This is a genomic window from Methylosinus sp. C49, assembly GCF_009936375.1.
Classification (GTDB): Bacteria; Pseudomonadota; Alphaproteobacteria; order Rhizobiales; family Beijerinckiaceae; genus Methylosinus.
On record NZ_AP022332.1, the window covers coordinates 1,586,504 to 1,606,589 of the forward strand.

21 protein-coding genes are annotated in these 20,086 nt (G+C 65.5%); 14 read left to right on the forward strand and 7 right to left on the reverse strand.

Going from position 1 to position 20,086, the window contains the following annotated elements; all coding sequences use genetic code 11:
- Positions 1-28: 28 nt before the first annotated feature.
- Positions 29-418, reverse strand: coding sequence for a VOC family protein (locus tag GYH34_RS07560; protein ID WP_197745452.1), 390 nt, complete (start codon positions 416-418; stop codon positions 29-31).
- A gap of 4 nt (positions 419-422) precedes the next feature.
- Positions 423-2,384: an acetoacetate--CoA ligase gene (locus GYH34_RS07565; RefSeq protein ID WP_244635307.1), complete on the reverse strand. Its 1,962-nt coding sequence runs from the start codon at positions 2,382-2,384 to the stop codon at positions 423-425.
- A 249-nt stretch (positions 2,385-2,633) separates the two neighbouring features.
- Here GYH34_RS07565 and GYH34_RS22170 point away from each other — a divergent pair, with 249 nt between their 5' ends.
- Complete coding sequence (locus tag GYH34_RS22170) at positions 2,634-2,768, forward strand: hypothetical protein (RefSeq protein WP_256367042.1); 135 nt, start codon at positions 2,634-2,636, stop codon at positions 2,766-2,768.
- A 58-nt stretch (positions 2,769-2,826) separates the two neighbouring features.
- On the opposite strand, the gene GYH34_RS07570 is transcribed toward GYH34_RS22170, so the two are convergent.
- Positions 2,827-3,186, reverse strand: a complete 360-nt coding sequence (locus tag GYH34_RS07570; protein WP_161913046.1) for a response regulator — start codon at positions 3,184-3,186, stop codon at positions 2,827-2,829.
- Complete coding sequence (locus GYH34_RS07575; RefSeq protein ID WP_161913047.1) at positions 3,187-5,268, reverse strand: HWE histidine kinase domain-containing protein; 2,082 nt, start codon at positions 5,266-5,268, stop codon at positions 3,187-3,189.
- Between GYH34_RS07575 and ftsY the strand changes: the two genes are divergently transcribed.
- From ftsY to GYH34_RS07605, 6 genes are all read left to right on the forward strand, one after another.
- Complete coding sequence (ftsY, locus tag GYH34_RS07580) at positions 5,180-6,448, forward strand: signal recognition particle-docking protein FtsY (RefSeq protein ID WP_244635308.1); 1,269 nt, start codon at positions 5,180-5,182, stop codon at positions 6,446-6,448. The two genes, GYH34_RS07575 and ftsY, sit on opposite strands and share 89 nt — an antisense overlap.
- The gene (locus GYH34_RS07585; RefSeq protein ID WP_161913049.1) at positions 6,445-7,059 is read left to right on the forward strand and encodes a septation protein A; all 615 of its coding nucleotides are present in this window, start codon (positions 6,445-6,447) and stop codon (positions 7,057-7,059) included. Before ftsY ends, GYH34_RS07585 begins: the two co-directional genes overlap by 4 nt.
- Positions 7,060-7,200: 141 nt before the next feature.
- A complete protein-coding gene (locus tag GYH34_RS07590; RefSeq protein WP_161913050.1) occupies positions 7,201-7,356 on the forward strand; it encodes a hypothetical protein in 156 nt (51 codons plus the stop codon).
- A gap of 78 nt (positions 7,357-7,434) precedes the next feature.
- Complete coding sequence (locus tag GYH34_RS07595) at positions 7,435-8,142, forward strand: thioredoxin domain-containing protein (RefSeq protein WP_161913051.1); 708 nt, start codon at positions 7,435-7,437, stop codon at positions 8,140-8,142.
- A gap of 41 nt (positions 8,143-8,183) precedes the next feature.
- Positions 8,184-8,639: a DsrE family protein gene (locus GYH34_RS07600; protein WP_161913052.1), complete on the forward strand. Its 456-nt coding sequence runs from the start codon at positions 8,184-8,186 to the stop codon at positions 8,637-8,639.
- A gap of 107 nt (positions 8,640-8,746) precedes the next feature.
- Complete coding sequence (locus tag GYH34_RS07605; RefSeq protein ID WP_161913053.1) at positions 8,747-9,106, forward strand: VOC family protein; 360 nt, start codon at positions 8,747-8,749, stop codon at positions 9,104-9,106.
- A gap of 16 nt (positions 9,107-9,122) precedes the next feature.
- Here the strand turns inward: GYH34_RS07605 and GYH34_RS07610 are convergent, their stop codons facing one another.
- The gene (locus tag GYH34_RS07610) at positions 9,123-9,434 is read right to left on the reverse strand and encodes a putative quinol monooxygenase (RefSeq protein WP_161913054.1); all 312 of its coding nucleotides are present in this window, start codon (positions 9,432-9,434) and stop codon (positions 9,123-9,125) included.
- 136 nt (positions 9,435-9,570) lie between these two features.
- Here GYH34_RS07610 and GYH34_RS07615 point away from each other — a divergent pair, with 136 nt between their 5' ends.
- A complete protein-coding gene (locus GYH34_RS07615) occupies positions 9,571-10,677 on the forward strand; it encodes an endonuclease/exonuclease/phosphatase family protein (protein WP_161913055.1) in 1,107 nt (368 codons plus the stop codon).
- 56 nt (positions 10,678-10,733) lie between these two features.
- Here GYH34_RS07615 and GYH34_RS07620 read toward each other — a convergent pair whose 3' ends face one another.
- Entirely contained in the window at positions 10,734-11,180 is a 447-nt protein-coding gene (locus GYH34_RS07620) for a hypothetical protein (protein ID WP_161913056.1), read from the reverse strand.
- 294 nt (positions 11,181-11,474) lie between these two features.
- Here GYH34_RS07620 and GYH34_RS07625 point away from each other — a divergent pair, with 294 nt between their 5' ends.
- From GYH34_RS07625 to GYH34_RS07635, 3 genes are all read left to right on the forward strand, one after another.
- Positions 11,475-12,287: a L,D-transpeptidase gene (locus GYH34_RS07625; protein WP_161913057.1), complete on the forward strand. Its 813-nt coding sequence runs from the start codon at positions 11,475-11,477 to the stop codon at positions 12,285-12,287.
- A gap of 127 nt (positions 12,288-12,414) precedes the next feature.
- Entirely contained in the window at positions 12,415-12,558 is a 144-nt protein-coding gene (locus tag GYH34_RS07630) for an oxidoreductase (RefSeq protein ID WP_142862217.1), read from the forward strand.
- Positions 12,559-12,568: 10 nt separating this feature from the next.
- Positions 12,569-13,507 (forward strand): site-specific tyrosine recombinase XerD, encoded by a 939-nt coding sequence (locus GYH34_RS07635; RefSeq protein ID WP_161913058.1) that lies wholly within the window; start codon positions 12,569-12,571, stop codon positions 13,505-13,507.
- Between the two features lie 9 nt (positions 13,508-13,516).
- Here the strand turns inward: GYH34_RS07635 and GYH34_RS07640 are convergent, their stop codons facing one another.
- Entirely contained in the window at positions 13,517-14,395 is an 879-nt protein-coding gene (locus GYH34_RS07640) for an alpha/beta hydrolase (protein WP_161913059.1), read from the reverse strand.
- Between the two features lie 343 nt (positions 14,396-14,738).
- Here GYH34_RS07640 and sucD point away from each other — a divergent pair, with 343 nt between their 5' ends.
- From sucD to odhB, 3 genes are all read left to right on the forward strand, one after another.
- Complete coding sequence (sucD, locus tag GYH34_RS07645; RefSeq protein WP_161913060.1) at positions 14,739-15,623, forward strand: succinate--CoA ligase subunit alpha; 885 nt, start codon at positions 14,739-14,741, stop codon at positions 15,621-15,623.
- A 136-nt stretch (positions 15,624-15,759) separates the two neighbouring features.
- Positions 15,760-18,765, forward strand: coding sequence for a 2-oxoglutarate dehydrogenase E1 component (locus GYH34_RS07650; protein WP_161913061.1), 3,006 nt, complete (start codon positions 15,760-15,762; stop codon positions 18,763-18,765).
- Between the two features lie 2 nt (positions 18,766-18,767).
- On the forward strand, positions 18,768-19,982 hold the full coding sequence (gene odhB, locus GYH34_RS07655) for a 2-oxoglutarate dehydrogenase complex dihydrolipoyllysine-residue succinyltransferase (protein WP_161913062.1): 1,215 nt from the start codon (positions 18,768-18,770) through the stop codon (positions 19,980-19,982).
- Positions 19,983-20,086 lie beyond the last annotated feature (104 nt).

A 20,086-nucleotide genomic window follows, 5' to 3' on the forward strand; every position in this document is an offset into this window, starting at 1 on the left:
TGACGATCCGTCGCTCGCGCGCCGGCGATCAACGCGCCGAGGCGTCCAATTGCACGAGCACCCATTGATTGCCGTAGAGGTCGTGGAAACGAAAATGGAACGATCCTGCGTCGCTCTGGACAGTTTCCGCGACCTTCACGCCCTTGCCGGCAAGGCGTGCGAAATCGCCATGAATGTCGTCGGTGTAGACCACTCCGACGGGTTGACCGCCGGTCTGGTTTCCGACTCGCGTGCGCGCCTCGGCGCTATCGGCGAGCAGCAGCCAGACGCCGCCCTGACCGAAACCGAGATGCAGGAAGCGCCGGGCGCCTTCGCCAGCGTCGAAGAGCGTGTCGAGGCCGAGCTTGTCCCGATAGAAATTCGCGGCCTCGTCATAGTCGTTCACCAGAATGACGATGCGTCCCAATGTCTGCATCATCGTCCTATCGACCCTTGTCCGCGAGCTGCGGCAAATTCGCGAAAAACTCGAGCGCTTCGGGATTGGAGAGCGCGCCGACATTCTTCACCGGCCGCCCATGCACGACCTCCTTCACCGCGAGCTCGACGAGCTTGCCGGAGCGCGTATGCGGAAGATCGGGCGCCGCGATGATGACCGAAGGCACATGGCGCGGCGAGGCCTTCTCGAACAATTCGCGCTTTATGCGCGCGGCGAGCGCATCGTCGAGCCCAGAGCCTTCGCGCGTCTTCACGAATAGCACGATGCGCGTCGTGCCTTCCCACTCTTGGTCGATGGCGAGCGATTCGAGAATCTCCGGCAGGCGCTCGACGATATTGTAGATATCCGCCGTGCCGATGCGCACGCCCTGCGGATTGAGCGTCGCGTCCGAGCGGCCATGGATGAGGAAACCCTTGTGCTCGGTCTGCGTGGCGAAATCGCCATGGCGCCAAATGCCCGGATAGTCGGAAAAATACGCCTTGCGATATTTCTCGCCGTCGGCGTCGTTCCAGAAATAGATCGGCATCGACGGAAAGGGCTGCGTGCAGACGAGCTCGCCCTCATGGCCGATGATGCGCTTTCTCTCCGCTTCCCACACCTCGACCGCCATGCCGAGGCCGGCGCATTGAATCTCGCCGCGATAGACAGGGCTCCAGGGATTGCCGCCGACGAAGCAGGAGACGATGTCGGTGCCGCCGCTGATCGAGGCGAGTTGCACATCCGCTTTGAAATCGCGATAGACATAATCGAAGCTGTCCGGCAGCAGCGGCGAGCCGGTGGAGGCGATGCTGCGCACGGCGGAGAGATCATGGCTCTCGCGCGGCTTCAGCCCTTGCTTCTCGATCTGCTTCAGATAGCCGGCGGAGGTGCCGAAGAAACTCGCCTTCTCCTTGGCGGCGAAGTCGAGCAATATCGCGCCATCCTTGCCGGCGTTGAAGAATCCGTCATAGAGGAGCAGCGTCGCCTCGCTGGCGAGGCCGCTCGCCAGCCAGTTCCACATCATCCAGCCGGTGGAGGTCGCATAGAAGAAGCGGTCGCCGGGCTTGATGTCGCTTTGCAGGCGATGCTCCTTCAAATGCTGCAGCAGCGTGCCGCCGGCGCCATGCACGATGCATTTGGGCGCGCCCGTCGTGCCGGAGGAGAACATGATGTAGAGCGGATGGTCGAAGGGCAGACGCTCATAGCGCGGCGCCGCGCCCTCATGCGCGGCGATCGCCTGCGGCAGCAGCAGCGCATCGGCGAGGCCGTCGAGCGAAGGCGACGCGCTCGTATAGGGAACGACGAGTATCTTCTGCACGGTCGGCAGCTTGCTGGCGATCTCGCGAATATTATCGGCGCGGTCGAGCGTCTTGCCCTTGTAGAAATAGCCGTCCACCGCGATGAGAATGCGCGGCGCGATCTGGCCGAAGCGATCGAGCACGCTCTGCACGCCGAATTCCGGCGCGCAGGAGGACCAGACGGCGCCGAGCGAGGCGGCCGCCAGCATGCCGATGATCGCCTCCGGGCCATTGTGGATATAGGCGGCGATGCGGTCGCCGGGCTCGACGCCCTGAGCGCGGAAGAAGGCGGCGAGCGCGCCGGCTTGTTGCTCGATCTCGCCGAAGGCGAGCCGCCGCTCCACCTTGTCCTCGCCCCAGAAGACGATGGCCTCGGTCTCGGCCGGGCGCGGGCGCAGCAGATTTTCCGTGAAATTCAGCCGCGCGTCGGGGAACCAGCGCGCGCCGGGCATTTTATCCGCGTCGATGAGGACGCGTTCGCCCTTCTCGCCGATGACGCCGCAGAAGTCCCAGATCGCCGACCAGAACTCGGGCGAATGGGTCAGGCTCCAGCGATAGAGCCCGTCATAATCAAAGCTCTCGGCGAAGGGCCTGGTCGCCTCGATGGATTGCGCGAAGCGGGTGAGAATGGCGTTCTTCTGGCGATCGAGGTCGGGCTTCCAGATCGGCATCGATAAATCCTTGGGGCGCGGCATTGGGGCTCCGCTCGTCATAGAAGCTCCCAATTGCGCGCGATAGGGGATCGGCCCGCGTATTTTGGGACGGCGGCCAGCGCTGCGACAAGCTTTGGTTTCGGGCTCGGCGCCGCTATGTTGGGCGCCGCGGCGGTTCGTTTGGCATTTATTCATCTTGGCCGCGGCATTGTTTCGGGCCGTCCCGCGGACCCCCTCCCAGGACGCCCCTCATAGAGGAGATCGATTATGACGAAGAAGTTGATCGCCGCGCTGGCTCTGGGTTTCGCCGTGGCCATGGCTCCGCTCGCCGCCTCGGCCCATCCGCGCCACCATAAGCATCACCATCACCACCACCACCATCATCATCATCATCATCGCTGACGATTGGCGCGAGGCGCTCGGCTTCGGGCGCCTCGGTCTCGCGTGGAGGGGCGCCGCTCTAGCGCCCGAGAGCGCGTATGCGCGAGGTCAGCTCGTCCTGGTCATAGGGCTTGGCGAGGAAGGGCGCCTCGCAGAGCGGCTCCGGCAATTGCCGCTGCAGATAGCCCGACAGCACGAAGAAGGGCAGATTGCGCGCCTTCAGCGCGTCGGCAATGCTGGCGCTGCTGGCGCCGCGCAGATTGGCGTCGAGGATTACGCCGTCAATGTCCGCATCCTCGAGCAGCTTCAAGGCTTCGTCCACCGAGCTCGCCGTGCCTCCGATCTCATATCCGACCTCCTCGACGACGAAGCAGAGATCGGCGGCGATGGCCGGCTCGTCCTCGACGACGAGAATGCGGATCGGCTCGTTACCCTTCATCTAATCCTCTCCTTGCGCGGGCTCGATGACATTGTCGAGCGGCGCGCTCACCTTCCAGACGACGCCGCTCGGCGCATAATCGAGCGTCACCTGTCCGCCGAGCGCATGTTTGGCCATCTGCAGAATCACCATATGGCCGAAGCCGTGGCGCTTGGGCGCGACCACGGTCGGGCCGCCGCTCTCGCGCCACTCCATCTCGAAATGCGGCGCATCGCCCTCGCCGACGACGCCGAAGGCGATATGCACGACGCCCGTGTCATTGGAGAGCGCGCCATATTTGCCGGCGTTGGTGGCGAGCTCGTGCAGCGCCATGCCTATGGCCTGACTCGCCGCCGGCTTCACCACCGTCGCCGGCCCCTCCACGCAGATGCGCGAGCCGAACAGATCGCGGAAATGGGCGAGCTGCGAGCGCGTCAGCGCATGCAGCTCGACGCCGCGCCATTCATTCTGCACCAAGAGATCATGGCTCGCGCCGAGCGCGGCTATGCGCTGATCGAAGCGCTGCGAGAAAGCGAGCGGCGAGTCGCGCCGCGCCGTCTGCCGCGCCACGGCGCGCACCACGGTCAGAAGATTTTTGGCGCGATGCGTCACCTCGCGCAGCAGCAGCTCGACGCGCTCCTGCGCGTGCTTGCGCTCGGTGATGTCCTGAATCGTGCTGCGCAATCCGACGATGGCGCCGCGCTCGTCGCGCACCGCTTCGCCGCGAATGGTGACATGAATGGCGACGCCGTCGGCGCGATGCGCGGGCAGATCGAGCTCGAAGCCTTCGCCGGTGCGCAAGGTCTCGCGCGTCGCGGCGTCGAGCCGCTCCCAATCGGCGGGGGCGTAGAGCAGGCCTTTCTGCTCGGCGAAGCTCGGCGGCGGCGCGTCGGGGTCGAGCCCGAAGATGCGTGCGATATAGGGCGAGGCGCCGCCGCGATCGTCATGGCGGCCGCTCCAGCGCCAGCTGCCGATGCGGCCGAGCCTCTGCGCCTCGCGCAGCTCGGCCTCGGTTCGCTGCAGCGCCAGCTCGCGCACGCGGATTTCCTCGGCGCGCTCGCGCTCGGCCGCATAGGCGCGGGCGTCGGTCATGGCGGAGGCGATTTTCGCGGCGACGCGATCGAGAAAATAGGCATAGGCGGCGTCCAGCCGCTTGAATGGATTGATGGCGGCGATCAGCGCCGCGACGGCGCGGTCCTGGCCGAGCAGGACGATGGGAAAGAGCACGGCTTCGTCCGCCGCCGCGGGCCAGGGGCCGCAGGGCGGCTCGCCGAAGCGCGCGTCGATTGTGCGAATGGCGACGCGTCCCGGCGTCAGCCGCGCGACCTCGGCGAGGCCCCATATGTCGCCGCGAATCGGGTCGGGGTCGCCGAGCGGGATGCGCAATGGCGCGATGTGGCCGCCCGGACGCACGCCGGTCGCCGCCATCAGCTCCGCCTCGCCGCGCTCATGGTCGAAGCGATAGATGGCGGAGAAGGGCAGGTCATAGCCATTGACGGCGAGCACGCTGGCGGCGAGGCGGCAGGCCTCGCCCTCGTCCTCGGCCCGGCTCAGCGCGGCGAGGTCGCGCAATGTGCGCAGCCGCCGCTCGCCGATGACGCGGTCGGTCGTTTCCACCACCGGGCAGAAGACGCCGCCTATGCCGCCGTCGTCATCGGGAATCGGGCTGTAGGAAAAGGTGAAATAGCCCTCGTCCCGGCGGCCGTTGCGGATCATGTGCAGTTGCAGATCTTCCGAGCGCGTCGGCGCGCCATTGGTGAGCGCGCCCTCCAGCATGGGGCCGATGACGTCCCAAATCTCCGGCCACACCTCGCGGGCCGGCCGGCCGAGCGCGCGCGGATGCTTGTCGGCGAGCAGGCCGTGATAGGCGTCGTTATAGAGAAGGCAGAGCTCGGGGCCCCAGAAGATGGCGATGGGAAAGGCGCTGTTGAGGCAGATCTCCAGCGCGACGCGCAGGCGTTTCGGCCAAGTCTGCGGCAGGCCGAGCGGCGAGCGCGCCCAATTGGCGGAAGCGATGGCCGCCGCGGTCTCGCTGTCTCCGAAGAAAAATTGTCCGCCGGATCGCTTCTCCGAGACATCGATCCAGGCTGCGCCGGCTGTCACTGCGACGACCCCGGGTCGTTCGAGGCCAGCCCCCCGTGTGACATATCGAGCCGCTTTTCCGCCGCTTCAACCCCAGTGCGGCGAAACGCGCCGCTGGCCCTTCGCCGCGCCCTGGTGTAGCAATCGGCCGCGACCGCGAGGTACCATGAGCGAAGCCGAAGAAAAAAAGGGACTCTTCGCGCGGCTGTTCGGCCGTGGAGGAACGCCCGCCGAAGAAGCCGGCGCAGATCGTCCGAAAAAGCGTTCCTGGTGGGAACGGCTGACCGGGGGGCTGTCGCGCTCCTCGCAGGCCATCGTCCAGGGCATTTCCGATCTCTTCAGCAAGCGCAAGCTCGACGCGCTCACCCTCGAGGAGCTCGAGGATGTGCTGATCCGCGCGGATTTGGGCGTCGCCGCAGCGCAGCGCATCTCCGGCAAGGTCGGCGCCGCGCGCTATGAGAAGACAATCGGCCCGGACGAGGTGCGCGCCATTCTGGCGGAGGAGGTCGAGCGCGTGCTCGAGCCCGTCGCGCGCCCCTTCGAGCTGGACCAGACGAAGAAGCCGTTCATCGTGCTCGTCGTCGGCGTCAATGGCTCGGGCAAGACCACGACCATCGCCAAGCTCGCCGCCAAATGGACCGGCGAGGGCAAGAAGGTGATGCTCGCCGCCGGCGACACTTTCCGCGCCGCCGCCGTGGAGCAGCTCCGCATTTGGGGCGAAAGGCTCAACTCGCCCGTATGTTACGCGCCGGAGGGCGCCGACGCCGCCGGCCTCGCCTTCGACGCCATCAAATCGGCGCGCGAGCGCGATTCCGACATTCTGCTGATGGACACGGCCGGCCGCCTCCAGAACCGCGCCGAGCTGATGGCCGAGCTCGCCAAGATCGTCCGCGTGATGAAAAAGGCCGAGCCCGACGCGCCGCACGCCGTGCTGCTCGTGCTGGACGCGACCGTCGGCCAGAACGCCATCGCCCAGGTCGACGCCTTCGAGCGGACGGCCGGCGTCACCGGCCTCGTGATGACCAAGCTCGACGGCACGGCGCGCGGCGGCATTCTCGTGGCGATCGCCGAGAAATACGGCCTGCCCATTCACTTCATTGGCGTCGGCGAAGGCTCGGAGGATCTCGAGCCTTTCACCGCGCGCGATTTCGCCCGCGCCATCGCCGGGCTCGACGCCGAGGCGGGCGAGCAGCAATCATGACCCAAGAAACGACCGCGACCGCTGCGCCCGCCAAGAGGCGCCTTCACCCGGGACTGAAATTCGCGCTGGAGATGGGGCCGTTGGTCCTGTTCTTCATCGTCAATCAAAAGTTCGGCATCTTCCAGGCGACGGCGGCGCTGATGGTCGCCGTGGTGGCGACGCTCGCCGTCTCCTATTCCATCACACGCCATTTGCCGACCATGCCGATGGTCACGGCGGTCTTCGTGCTCGTCTTTGGCTCGCTGACCTTCTTCTTGCAGGATGAGAATTTCATCAAGCTGAAGGTGACGATCCTCTATCTTCTGTTCGGCTCGGCGCTGCTCGGCGCGCTTTGGTTCGGCAAGCTGCTGCTGCCGGCGGTGTTCGAATCCGCCTTTCGGCTGGACGACGCCGGCTGGCGCAAGCTCACCTGGCGCTGGGCGCTCTTCTTCTTCTTCCTCGCCGCGCTCAACGAATTCGTGCGGCGCGGCTTTCCGACCGACGTCTGGGTGAATTTCAAGGTTTTCGGCATATTGCCGCTGACGCTGCTCTACGCTCTGTCGCAAATCCCGCTGATGATGCGCCACGAGCTGAAGGAAGAGGCGGGCGAGGAGCCGGACAGTCATTTCTGACGCGATCTCGGCCTCCTGATTCTTCACTCTTTCTCGTCCGGCGCGCCTTGTGCGGTCTCGCACAGGCGCCCGCGGACGGCGGCGCTAATTGTCATGGCGTTCGCCGCCGATGCGGCCGTTCCGACGAGAAGGAAGCCCGCTATGACCGAGTTCGCCCAGCTCTTCGCCGCTCTCGTGGCCGCGATCGTCATCGGCGCCGTTTTCTCGCTGCTCGATGCGGACGCGGCCGTCGCCTCGGCGCCGGCGGGCGCGGGGGCTGTCCATTCGGTGCTCTGCGGCGGCGGCTGGTGCGGCTGAAGGCCGCCGCGCGCGCACCCTAAAATCGCTTCTTTCTGTGCTAGCCGGGATGCGATCTCGATTCAGGAGCGCATTCTCATGGCAGATTATAAATTGCTTTCGTCGCTCAGCCGCCGCGTCCTGCTCGGCTCGCTCGCTGCAATGGCGGGGGGCGCGGCCTTCCGCCCCGCTCGGGCGCAGGAGAACAATCTCTTTCCGATCATGGCCGACGACGGCGCGCCGATCGCCAATTATCGTCTGCCCTCGGAACTCTCGCCCGCCGATCTTCCCGGCCTGCTCTGGCATGGACCGGCGACGGCGGATGTCGTGATGTTCGAGTTCTTCGACTATAATTGTCCCTATTGCCGCAAGGCCGCGGGCGATCTCGACGCGCTCGTCGCCAAGGACAAGAATCTGCGGCTCGGGCTCGCCGACAACGCCGTGCTCGGCCTCGGCTCCTTTCTGGCGGCGCGGGTGAAGCAGGCGGTTCTGCGCCTCTATGGGCCGGAGCGCGCCTATCAGTTCCACAAGCAGCTGTTCGCGCATCGCGGCGCCATCGACGGGATCTCCGCTCTCGCGGTCGCCAAAGCCATGGGCCTCGATACGTCCAAGATCGAGGAATCGGCGAATTCGGACATGATCGGCGGCGTGGTGAAGCGCCATGTCCAGCTCGGCGCCGATCTCGGCTTCGCGGCCTCGCCGTCCTTCGCCTTGAGCTCGGTCGGCGTGCTCGGCTATCCCGGTCCGAAATCGATGGCGCGCATGATCGCCGCCAGCCGCAAATGCGACGCGCCGGTCTGCGGCTGATTTTCAAGGCCGAGCGGATCGGCGTTCGAGCGAGGACGAGGATGATGAAATATGCGTTGACGATCGCGCTGACAGTCTTGGCGGCGAGCCTCGGCGGGCGCTCCATGGCGGAGCCCGCGGATTATTACAAGGATCAGAAGGTCGTCTATCACAATGACGGCGGCGCCCCGGACAATGTCGCCTATTTCAAGCGCATGCTCAATTCGATCAAGAATCACATAGAGGCGGTCGGCAAGGATCATGTCGAAATCCGCGTCGTCGATCATGCGAGCGGCGTCGAAATGTTTCAGATCGCCAAGGCCGACAAGGAAATCGCGGCGCGGCTCGACGCGCTGAAGGCGCAAGGCGTGCGCTTTCTCGTCTGCGCCAATACGCTTCGTGAGCGCAACATCGATCCATCCACGCTCTATGGCGTGACCGAGCGCGATATTGTCCCGAGCGGCGTCGCGGAGCTCGCGCGGCTGCAGGGCATGGGTTTCGTCTATATTCATTTGTGAGCGGATGCGGGAGGTCGCGAGCGCCGTCGGACTCGACTTTCGCGGCGATCTCCCGCAACCTCGAGGAGCATTCGGCGCTGGGCCGGATCGATTTCGAGACGCGCCGCATGACCATTCGAACCATTTCCATTTCGCTCGCGACAGAAGATATTTCCCGTTCCGTCAAATTCTATGTCGAGGAGCTCGGCTTCGTTTGCCTGCTCAAATTGGAGGAATTCGCGCGTGTGCGCTCGGGCGCGGCGGACATAATGCTCGTCTCCCCCAATGCGCATCGCGAATGGCGGGGGCCGCAGCTCACGGGGGCCATCTATCTCGGCGTCGACAATGTCGATGAATTATGGGAGCGCCTGAAGGATCGCGCGCGCATCGTCTACCCGATCGCGACAATGGATTATGGCGTGCGCGAGTTCGGTCTGCTGGACGACAGCGGCTATCAGCTCTCACTGGCGCAGCCGGTCGCCGGCTGAGCGAGAGAGGCGCGGATCAGACCTGTTCCTCGGCGTCGATCTCATAGGCTGCGAGCCGGCGATCGTGAACGCCGAGCGCCTCCCACGAGTCGCGCCACCGGCGCAAATGGTGGGACTCGAAATGCGCGCTCAGCGTCGCGCGGCTCTCCCATATTTCCGTCACGCGGATGAGACCCGGCTCCAGCACGTCTTCCGCGTAGGAATAGGCGAGGCAGCCCGGTTCCGCGCGGCTCGCATGGATCATCGCCGTCATCGCCGGCCGCGCCCGCTCGAGCGCGCCCGGCGGGATGCGAATGGTTCCGACGATCAGAATTCGGTTCCGCGGCATAGGAAGCCTCCATTGGTCCGCGCGAAGCGCTGTCGCATCATTGAAACAAATGTCATGCAGTGCTTATACTTCATGCCGCCGGCGCCGCCGGCCATTGTTTGAAACGGCTTTTTCGCCTTCTTCCGGGCGCTCACCCATGAAGCTCGCATCCTACAATCTCGAAAATCTCTTCCTGCGCGCTCACGCGCTCAATGGCGAAACCTGGTCCGACGGCAAGAAGGCGTTGGAGACGCAGGCCGAGCTTTCCGCCATTCTCGGCAAGCCGGTCTACACCGCCTCCGACAAGAAGAAGATCATCAAGCTGCTCGGCGCGCTGAAGCTCGAGAAATCCGACGACGGCGGCCCTTTCGCGATCCTGCGCCAAAATCGCGGCCATCTCGTCAAGCGCGCCAAGGCCGGAATCGAGGTCGTCGCCGGCGGCCGCAACGATTGGATCGGCTGGGTCGAGCTGAAACGCGAGGAAGTGAATGAGGAGGCGACTCGCAACACGGCGCGCGTCATCATCGATATCGACGCCGATGTGCTCGGCGTCATCGAGGCGGAGAGCCGGCCGGCGCTGGTGCGCTTCAACGACAATGTCGTCAAGGGGGAGGGCGGAAAGCCCTATGCCCACGCCATGCTCATCGACGGCAATGATGATCGCGGCATCGATGTCGGGCTCTATGCGCGCGCGGGCTATGAGATCGTCGCCATTCACAGCCATGTCGACGACGCCGACAATACCGGCCGCATCTTCAGCCGCGATTGCGCGCATTATGAGATCCGCACGCCCAAGGGCAATTTGCTGCATCTCCTGATCAATCATTTCAAGAGCAAGGGCTTCGGCTCGCAGACGACCTCCAACGCCAAGCGCGAGCGGCAGGCTGCCCGCGTGAAGGAGATATACGACGCGCTGCGCAAGAGCGCGGATCATGTCGCCGTCATCGGCGATTTCAACGACACGCCGGACAGCGCGCCGTTGGCGCCGCTGCTGCTCCAGACCGATTTGAAGGACATCAGCGAGCACGCGCGCTTCGACGATGGCGGACGGCACGGCACTTTCGCCGCCGGCGCGGCGTCCAACAAGATCGATTATATTCTTCTCTCGCCGGCGCTATTCGCCGGGGCGAAAGGCGGCGGCATTTTTCGCAAGGGCGTATGGGGCGGCAAGAACGGGACGCTCTTCCCGCATTACCCGGAGATCACCAAAGCCTCGGAGGCGGCCTCCGACCATGCGGCCATCTTCGCCGAGATCGATATCTAGTGTGGTCTGCTTTCGAGGAGCGAGCCTTCAGGCTCGCCCCTTCGCAGCCCGACAGCCTATCTGTTCCACTCGCGCTGATGCAGCTCCAATTCGAGATGGCGCAGGAATTTCGCATCCGGCAGCGCGCGCAGCGCCGCTTCGATGCGATCTATGTCGGCGCCTTCGACATCGGCCGCGAACAGCACCATCAGGCCGCCGTCGCCGCTTTCGACGATCGCATCCTCGAGCCGTGAGACATCGCCGCCGCGCTCCCCTTTGACAACGGCGAAATCGAAGACGATCCGCAAATCGTTCGAGCGCAATATGATCGCCTCCAGGCTTTCCAGCTCGGCTTCCGGCGCCTCATGGGCGAGCCGATAGGCGAATTCCGGGTCGCCGGCCGCGAGGACCGCGAGCTGGAGCTCATGGCTCCAGCCCTGCTCGCGCAGGCGGGAGAGCGCTTCGACGAGAGACAGGGGATCGGCGGGCAGGGAATAGGCGCGCTGCGCCATCGCTTGCGGCATAGGCGGGACACTCTCTTCTTCTTATTCAGCGTCGTGAGCGCTGTCTCGAGTTTGCTACAGAATGTGGCGTCGAAGGTCGTCCGGCAAGTCCCCGGCAAAAGCCGCGCCAACGGGCGCGGGGCGGATCGGGCGGACGCCTTCGGCCGGCCGGCGCGGGCGCGGCGTTTTCTATTCGTCAACCATAAAAAATGCTTCAGATTTACGATTAAAATTCAGGGTTTATTCTTCGTCCGGTCCAGCTAGAGCAAGATGAGCGCGCCGACCTCTCGGGCGGCGCGACGGGCGGTGCGTTTCATGTCCAAAAGAGTCTCCTGTCTCCTCGCCATTCTTCTTTCGTCTTCGGTCGCCGCCGCCGCCGCCGCGGCTCCGCGCGTCATCACCGGAATCGGCGAGCGCGAGGCCGGCCGGCTCTTTCCGGCCGAGGAGCCGGCGCCCGAGCCGGCCTATGTCGCTCCGACGCCGGCCCCCGCCTATGTCGCGCCGCGACCGGCGCCGCAGCCGCGCGTGGTGACGGCGCGCGCCGAGCCGCCTGTCGCCCCTGGAGCCTATGGCGGCGGCTTTATCGAACTGCTCGTCACCGGCCAGACGCCGGAGCCGCAGCCGCAAGCGCGCCGGCGCGTCGCGGCCCTCGGCGCGGGCGAGGCCAATGTCCAGCGCCAGATCGATCCGGCCTTCTTCCGCACCGAGGTCGATTACGCCGGCGCCGAGCATCCCGGCACGATCGTCATCGATTCAGAGAACAAGTTTCTCTATCTCGTGCAGGGGGGCGGGCGGGCGCTGCGCTATGGCATAGGCGTCGGCCGCCCGGGCTTCACCTGGGCCGGCGTCAAGTCGATCTCCCGCAAGGCCGAATGGCCGGATTGGACGCCGCCCGGCGAGATGCTCGCCCGCCGGCCCGATCTGCCGCGCCACATGGACGGCGGCCCGGCCAATCCGCTCGGCGCGCGCGCCATGTATCTCGGCTCCTCGCTCTACCGCATCCACGGCACCAACGAGCCCTACACGATCGGCCAGAACGTCTCCTCCGGCTGCATCCGCATGATGAACGACGATGTGGTCGATCTCTATGATCGCGTCCATGTCGGAACCAAGGTTGTGGTTCGTTGACTCTGGCGAGCGATCGCCGGTGGCGAAACAGCCGCCGCGCGCCTATCTCACGAGGCGCGCAGCCGGTTGCAAAACAGCCGGCTTCGGGCGATAGCTGCCATGCGTTTTCTTCGAAAGGGGCCGATTCTTGCCCAGCCTCATCCGCTTTTTGGTCATTGTCGGCGTGCTCGCGGCTCTCGCCTATGCGGGGATGCTGGCGATCGTGGCCTATGTCTCGCCCCAGCCGCGCGAGATGACGCAGACGATCTCGCCGCAGCGCCTCAACAAGTGAGACCTTCAGAATGGGCGACGGCAAGCGCCATCCGCTGATCGCCGCCTTTCTCGACATGCTGGCCGCCGAGCGCGGCGCCGCGCGGAACACGCTCGACGCCTATCGCCGCGACCTCGAGGATTATTTCGAATTTTTGAAGAAATCCGGCGGCGACCCGCTTCGCGCCGACACGGACGGCCTGCGCGCCTATCTCGCGGCGCTGGAGGCGCGCGGCATGACCGGCGCCACAGCCGCGCGGCGGCTGTCGGCGCTGAAGCAGTTTCATAAATTTCTCTATGTCGACCGCTATCGCGCCGATGATCCGGCCGCGCCGCTGGAAGGGCCGCGCCGCCATCGCAGCGCGCCGGATATTCTCTCGGTGGACGAGGTGACGCGCCTTCTCGACACGGCGCGGGAGGGGATAGACGACGAAGCCCGACCCATTGGCGAGCGCATGCGCGCCGCGCGCCTCCACGCCGCGCTCGAGACTCTCTACGCCAGCGGCCTGCGCGTGTCGGAGCTCGTTGCTTTGCCGGCGAGCGCGGCGCGCGCGCGAGAGCCTTTCGTCACCGTGCGCGGCAAGGGCTCGAAAGAGCGTCTCGTGCCGCTCTCCGAGCAGGCGCGCGCGGCGCTGAACCTCTATCGCGCGCTGCTCGCCAAACATTCGCCGGGCCTCGCGGCCTCGCCCTTCCTGTTTCCGTCCGACGCGGCGGAAGGGCATCTCACGCGCCAAGCCTTTGCGCGCGATCTCAAAAGTGCGGCCGCGGCGGCAGGGCTTCCGTCGCGCGACATCAGCCCGCACGGGCTGCGCCACGCCTTCGCCAGCCACCTTCTGCAAAATGGCGCGGATTTGCGCGTCGTGCAGGAATTGCTCGGCCACGCCGATATTTCGACGACGCAAATCTACACGCATGTGCTGGACGAGCGCATCCGCGCCATGGTGCGCGACCTGCATCCGCTGTCGGATTAGCGTGCTCGTCTAGCCTCGCCGCTCCACGAAATCCCCTATCGCCCGGATCGTCCCCTCATCCAGCAGCAGTGGCGCATGGCCTTGGCCCGGCACGGTGAGCCGCTCCAGCAGCGGATGGCCTTCGCCCATAGCGGCGAAAGTCTCCACCGAGAGAAGATCGGAATTGCCGCCGCGGATCACGAGCGTCGGAATGGCGGCCATGGCTTTCCATTCGTCGTGGAACAGGATCGGCCCGCTGTCGGGGCCGACCTCGTCGAGCGTATGCGAGAGCGCGGGATCATAGCGCAGCTGCAGACGTCCGTCGGTCTCGACGAAGGTGCTGCGCGCCCATTCCTCCCATTCCGCTTGGCCGAGGCTGGTGAATTGCGGTCCGGCGATGAGCTTCAGCGCGGCGAGCGCGACCGCCATCGTCGCGGAGCCCGGCTGGCGGCCGACATAGCCTTTGATGCGCCGCAGCCCGCCGACGTCGACCACCGGCCCGATGTCGTTGACGACGGCGGCCTGCAAAATCTCGGGTCTTCGCGCCGAAAAGCGCATCACATGAATGCCGCCGCGCGAGGTGCCGACGAAAACCGCTTTCTTCACGCCGGCCGCCGCGAGCGTGGCCAGAATGTCGGCCTCCTCGACATCGAGGCTGTAATGCGTCCAGTCCTCGTCCCAGTCCGAGAGGCCGCGGCCGCGATAGTCGAGCGCCAGCACGCGGCGTCCGCGCTTCGCCAGCGCTCGCGCCAGAGCGTCGAAATCGAGCGCCGTGCGCGTGAGCCCGGCCAAGCAGACGACCGGAATTGCCAAGCCGCCGCCCGCCGGAGCGTAATCGACATAGTGGAGCCGCAGCCCGTCTTCCGCCGTGAGAAATCGGCTTTCGCGCCGCACGCTCTGCTCCGCCATCCGCGTCCTCGGTTTTGGCCTCTCGCCTGTGCGGCCGGCCTTTCGCGGATATAGGCGCCGCAGCGCCGGAATGTCTTCCCCCGCCCGGGCGGCGCCTAGAAATTCTCCGGCCTTCGCGACGGCTGCGCATTCTGCCGCTATTTCGCGCAGGAGCCGAGCCCGCTTCCGCGCCAGTCAGCCTTGATGCGCGCGCCGTTTCTCAATAATTTGCGCTTACCGCTCTTCGAAACGGCAAATAGCGCGTTCCGAGCGAGCAGATCGTCGCGCCGCCCGTGTTTCGAGCGGGCGCGCTTCCCGAATAAGACTGGCGGCGCTATTGCGCCCCGACGCCCCAGGGGCTCGAATGTCCGTCCTCATCGACAAGAACACCAAGGTCATCTGTCAAGGCTTTACCGGCAAGACCGGCACTTTCCACTCCGAGCAGGCGGTGCGTTACGGCACCCGCATGGTCGGCGGCGTTTCGCCCGGCAAGGGCGGCTCGACGCATCTCGATCTTCCCGTCTTCGACACTGTGGCGCAAGCGCGGGAAAAGACCGGCGCCGACGCTTCGGTCATCTATGTGCCGCCGCCGGGCGCGGCCGACGCCATTTGCGAGGCGATCGACGCCGAGATTCCGCTCATCGTCGCCATCACCGAGGGCGTTCCGGTCCATGACATGATTCGCGTCAAGCGCGCGCTGTCGGGCTCCAAATCCCGCCTCATCGGCCCCAATTGCCCGGGCGTCGTCACCGCGGGCGAGAGCAAGATCGGCATCATGCCCGGCAATATTTTCAGCCAGGGCTCCGTTGGCGTCGTCTCGCGCTCCGGCACGCTGACCTATGAGGCCGTGTTCCAGACAACGCGCGAGGGTCTCGGCCAGACCAGCGCCGTCGGCATCGGCGGCGATCCGGTCAAGGGAACCGACTTCATCGAGGTGTTGGAGTTGTTTCTGGCCGACGACGCCACCAAATCCATCATCATGATCGGCGAGATCGGCGGCTCCGCGGAAGAGGACGCGGCCCAGTTCTTGATCGACGAGGCCAAGCGGGGCCGCAAGAAGCCGATGGTCGGCTTCATCGCGGGCCGCACCGCCCCTCCCGGGCGGCGCATGGGTCACGCCGGCGCGATCGTCTCCGGCGGCAAAGGCGACGCCGAGAGCAAGATCGCGGCGATGGAATCTGCCGGGATCGTGGTCTCGCCGTCGCCGGCGCGGCTCGGCAAGACTTTGGTCGAAACGCTGAGCCGCTGAGGCTCGGCGACAATGCGCGTCGGCGAATCGCCGGCGCGTTCCCCCGAAAAAAGAGCGCGGGGCGAAATCTTTAAAGAATTGTCAAAATGATTTCGCTCAACTGCGAGAAGCTTCGGCGCTCGGGAGACTGAACAGAATGGCGCGTCTCGAGACGAATGGCGGACCGGCGGGCGGCGAACAGCAGCCCTCGCCGCGCGGGAACGCTTCTGCCCAGAACGGACTGCTGCAGAGCGTCGACCCGAGATACCTCGAGCATCTGCTCGCAGCCTATGAGGCCGATCCGTCCTCGGTCGGCCCGGCTTGGCGCGACTATTTCGCGAGCCTCGGCGCCGACGCCAGCGCGGCTGCGGGACCGTCCTGGGCGCGGCCGGGCTGGCCGGCGACGCCCGCTGACGATCTGGTCGCCGCTCTGGGCGGCGAGGCGCCGCGCGAGACAGCGAAGCCCGGCGCCGGCAAGGGCGCGACGGGCGATCATGCCCCCTCGGCGGAAGAGATTCAACGCGCCGCGCGCGACAGCGTTCGCGCGCTGATGATGATCCGCGCCTATCGCATGCGCGGCCATTTGCACGCCAATCTCGATCCGCTCGGCCTCGAGCAGCGCCACGACCATGGCGAGCTGCATCCCGAGACCTATGGCTTCACCGATGAGGATTATGATCGCAAGATCTTCATCGATGGCGTGATGGGCATGAAATACGCCAGCGTCTTCGAGATGGTGGCGATCCTGCGCCGCACCTATTGCGGCTCCATCGGCTATGAGTTCATGCACATCTCCAATCCCGAGGAGAAGGCCTGGATTCAAGCGCGCATCGAGGGTCCGAAGAAGGAGATCGTCTTCACCGAGGAGGGCAAGAAGGCGATTTTGCGCAAGCTGGTCGAGGCGGAAGGCTTCGAGAAGTTTCTGGACGTCAAATATACGGGCACGAAGCGCTTCGGCCTCGACGGTTCGGAAGCCATCATCCCCGCGCTGGAGCAGATCATCAAGCGCGGCGGCGCGCTCGGCGCCAAGGAGATCGTGCTCGGCATGGCGCATCGCGGTCGGCTGAACATTCTCTGCCAGGTGATGGCCAAGCCGCATCGCGCTCTGTTCCACGAGTTCAAGGGCGGCTCCTTCCTGCCGGACGAGGTCGAGGGCTCGGGCGACGTCAAATATCATCTCGGCGCATCGTCCGATCGCGAGTTCGACAATAACAAGGTGCATCTGTCGCTGACAGCCAATCCGTCGCATCTCGAGATCGTCGATCCGGTGGTGTTGGGCAAGGCGCGCGCCAAGCAGGATCAATATCGCTGTACGGAGACCGACCGGCGCGAGGTGATGCCGCTGCTCATTCACGGCGACGCGGCCTTCGCCGGCCAGGGCGTCGTCGCGGAATGCTTCGGCCTCTCCGGGCTCAAGGGCCATCGCACCGGCGGCTCGGTGCATTTCATCATCAATAATCAGATCGGCTTCACCACCTATCCGCGCTACTCGCGCTCCTCGCCCTATCCGTCCGATCTCGCCAAAATGGTCGAGGCGCCGATCTTCCATGTGAATGGCGACGATCCCGAGGCGGTCGTCTACGCCGCGCGCATAGCGACGGAGTTTCGGCAGCAGTTCCACAAGCCCGTCGTCATCGACATGTGGTGCTATCGCCGTTTCGGCCACAATGAGGGCGACGAGCCGGCCTTCACCCAGCCGCTGATGTACAAGAAAATCCGCGCGCATAAGACGACGCTCGAGCTCTATAGCGAGAAGCTGATCGCCGAAGGACTGATGACGCGCGAGGAGATCGACGCGGTCAAGAACGAATGGCGCCAGCGTCTCGAGCAGGAGATGGAGGCCTCGCAATCCTACAAGCCCAATAAGGCCGATTGGCTCGACGGGCGTTGGGCGGGCGTGAAGCCCGGCTATCAATCCTCCGAGGACGAGCGGCGCGGCAAGACCGGCGTGCCGGTGGAGAGCCTGCGCCGCATCGGCGTGGAGCTGACCCAGGTTCCCGAGAATTTCCACATTCATCGCACCATTCAGCGCTTCCTCGACGCGCGCCGCACGGCGATCACGAGCGGCGTCGGCATAGATTGGGCGACTGCCGAGGCGCTGGCCTTCGGCTCGCTGCTGGCGGAAGGCTACAATGTCCGCCTCTCCGGCCAGGACAGCGAGCGCGGCACCTTCTCGCAGCGTCATTCCGTGCTGATCGATCAGGAGGACGAGGCCCGCTATCTGCCGCTCGATCATGTCGGCGTCGGGCAGGGGCGTTTCGAGGTCATCAATTCGATGCTCTCGGAAGAGGCGGTGCTCGGCTTCGAATATGGCTATTCGCTCGCCGAGCCGCGCTCGCTGGTTCTGTGGGAGGCGCAATTCGGCGATTTCGCCAATGGCGCGCAGGTGGTCTTCGATCAATTCCTCTCCGCCGGCGAGCGCAAATGGCTGCGCATGTCCGGCCTCGTCTGCCTGCTGCCGCATGGCTATGAGGGGCAGGGGCCGGAGCATTCTTCCGCGCGGCTCGAGCGTTATCTGCAGCTCTGCGCGGAGGATAATCTGCAAGTCGCCAATTGCTCGACGCCGGCGAACTACTTCCACATTCTGCGTCGACAGCTGCATCGCGACATTCGCAAGCCGCTCGTGCTGATGACGCCGAAATCGCTGCTGCGCCATAAGCGCTGCGTGTCGCGGCTCGACGAGATGGGCGAGGGGACGATGTTCCATCGCTTCATCTCGGACGACGCCGAATTGCAGCCCTCGGACAAGTTCCGCCTCGCGCCCGACGACAAGATCGCGCGCGTGATCCTGTGCTCCGGCAAGGTCTATTACGATCTCTTGGAGGAGCGCGAGTCGCGCGGCGTCAACGACGTCTATCTCCTGCGCGTCGAGCAGCTCTATCCCTTCCCGCTGAAGGGGCTGGTGACGATGATGTCGCGCTTCAAGCAGGCCGATATTTTCTGGTGCCAGGAGGAGCCGAAGAACATGGGCGCCTGGTCCTTCGTCGAGCCCTATCTGGAATGGGTGCTGACGCAAGTCGGCGGCAAGTCCAAACGCGCTCGCTACATCGGCCGGCCGGCTTCGGCCTCCACGGCGGCGGGTACAATGTCCAAGCATCAGGCGCAGCTGCGGGCTTTCCTCGACGAGGCCTTCGCGACGCGCATTTCTCTCGCGGCGGAGTGATCATGACGGAAATTCGCGTTCCGACCCTGGGCGAGTCGGTGAGCGAGGCGACGATCGGCCGCTGGTTCAAAAAGCCCGGCGACGCCGTCGCGGCGGATGAAGCGCTGGTCGAGCTCGAGACCGACAAGGTGACGCTCGAGGTGAACGCCCCCGCCGCCGGCGTGCTGACCGATGTCGTCGCCAAGGATGGCGAGACGGTCACCCCCGGCGCGCTGCTGGGGCAGATCGCCGAAGGCGCCGCGGCCGCCGCGCCGCGTCCGGCTCCCGCCGCGCCCATCGTCGCGCCGCCGCCGGCCGCTCCGGCGCCCGCGCCTGTCGCCGCCGCGCCGGCCCGTCCGCCGGCGCCGTCCGCCGCCAAGATCGCGAAAGAGCAGGGCGTCGATCTTTCTGGAATCGTCGGCTCCGGCAAGCAGGGCCAGCTGCTGAAGGGCGACGTTCTCGCCCTCGCGGCGCGCCCCGCGCCAGAGCCGGTGAGCGCCCCGCCGGCGCCGCGTCCGGCCGCACCGCCGGCCGACGCCGAGCGCGAGGAGCGGGTGCGCATGTCGCGCCTGCGCCAGACCATCGCCAAGCGCTTGAAGGAAGCGCAATCCAACGCCGCCATGCTGACCACCTTCAACGAGGTCGACATGTCCGCGGTGATGGCGCTGCGCAACCGCTACAAGGATTTGTTCGAGAAGAAGCATCAGGTGAAGCTCGGCTTCATGGGCTTCTTCGTGAAGGCCTGCTGCAAGGCGCTGGAGGAAGTGCCGGCCGTCAACGCCGAGATCGACGGCGCCGACGTCATCTACAAGCACTATTGCCATATCGGCGTCGCCGTGGGCACGGACAAAGGCCTCGTCGTGCCGGTGGTGCGAAACGCCGATCATATGAGCGTCGCCGAGATCGAGAAGGCGATCGGCGATTTCGGCAAGAAGGCGCGCGACGGCCGGCTCGATCTCGACGATCTGACCGGCGGCACTTTCACCATCTCCAATGGCGGCGTCTATGGCTCGCTGATGTCGACGCCCATTCTCAATGCGCCGCAATCCGGCATTTTGGGCATGCATAAGATCGAGGAGCGGCCGGTCGTCATCGCCGGCAAGATCGAGATTCGCCCGATGATGTATCTCGCCCTCTCCTATGACCACCGCATCGTCGACGGCAAGGAGGCCGTCACCTTCCTGGTGCGGGTCAAGGAGCAACTCGAGGACCCGTCGCGCCTCGTCCTTGATTTGTGACGGTTTCGCGAAAAATTCTGGGACGGCGCCCTCAAAATCCGCCGTCCTGATGCACAGATATCTCCCGTGCTACGATTGTAGGCGTCCGCCGGGCGGGTCGATAC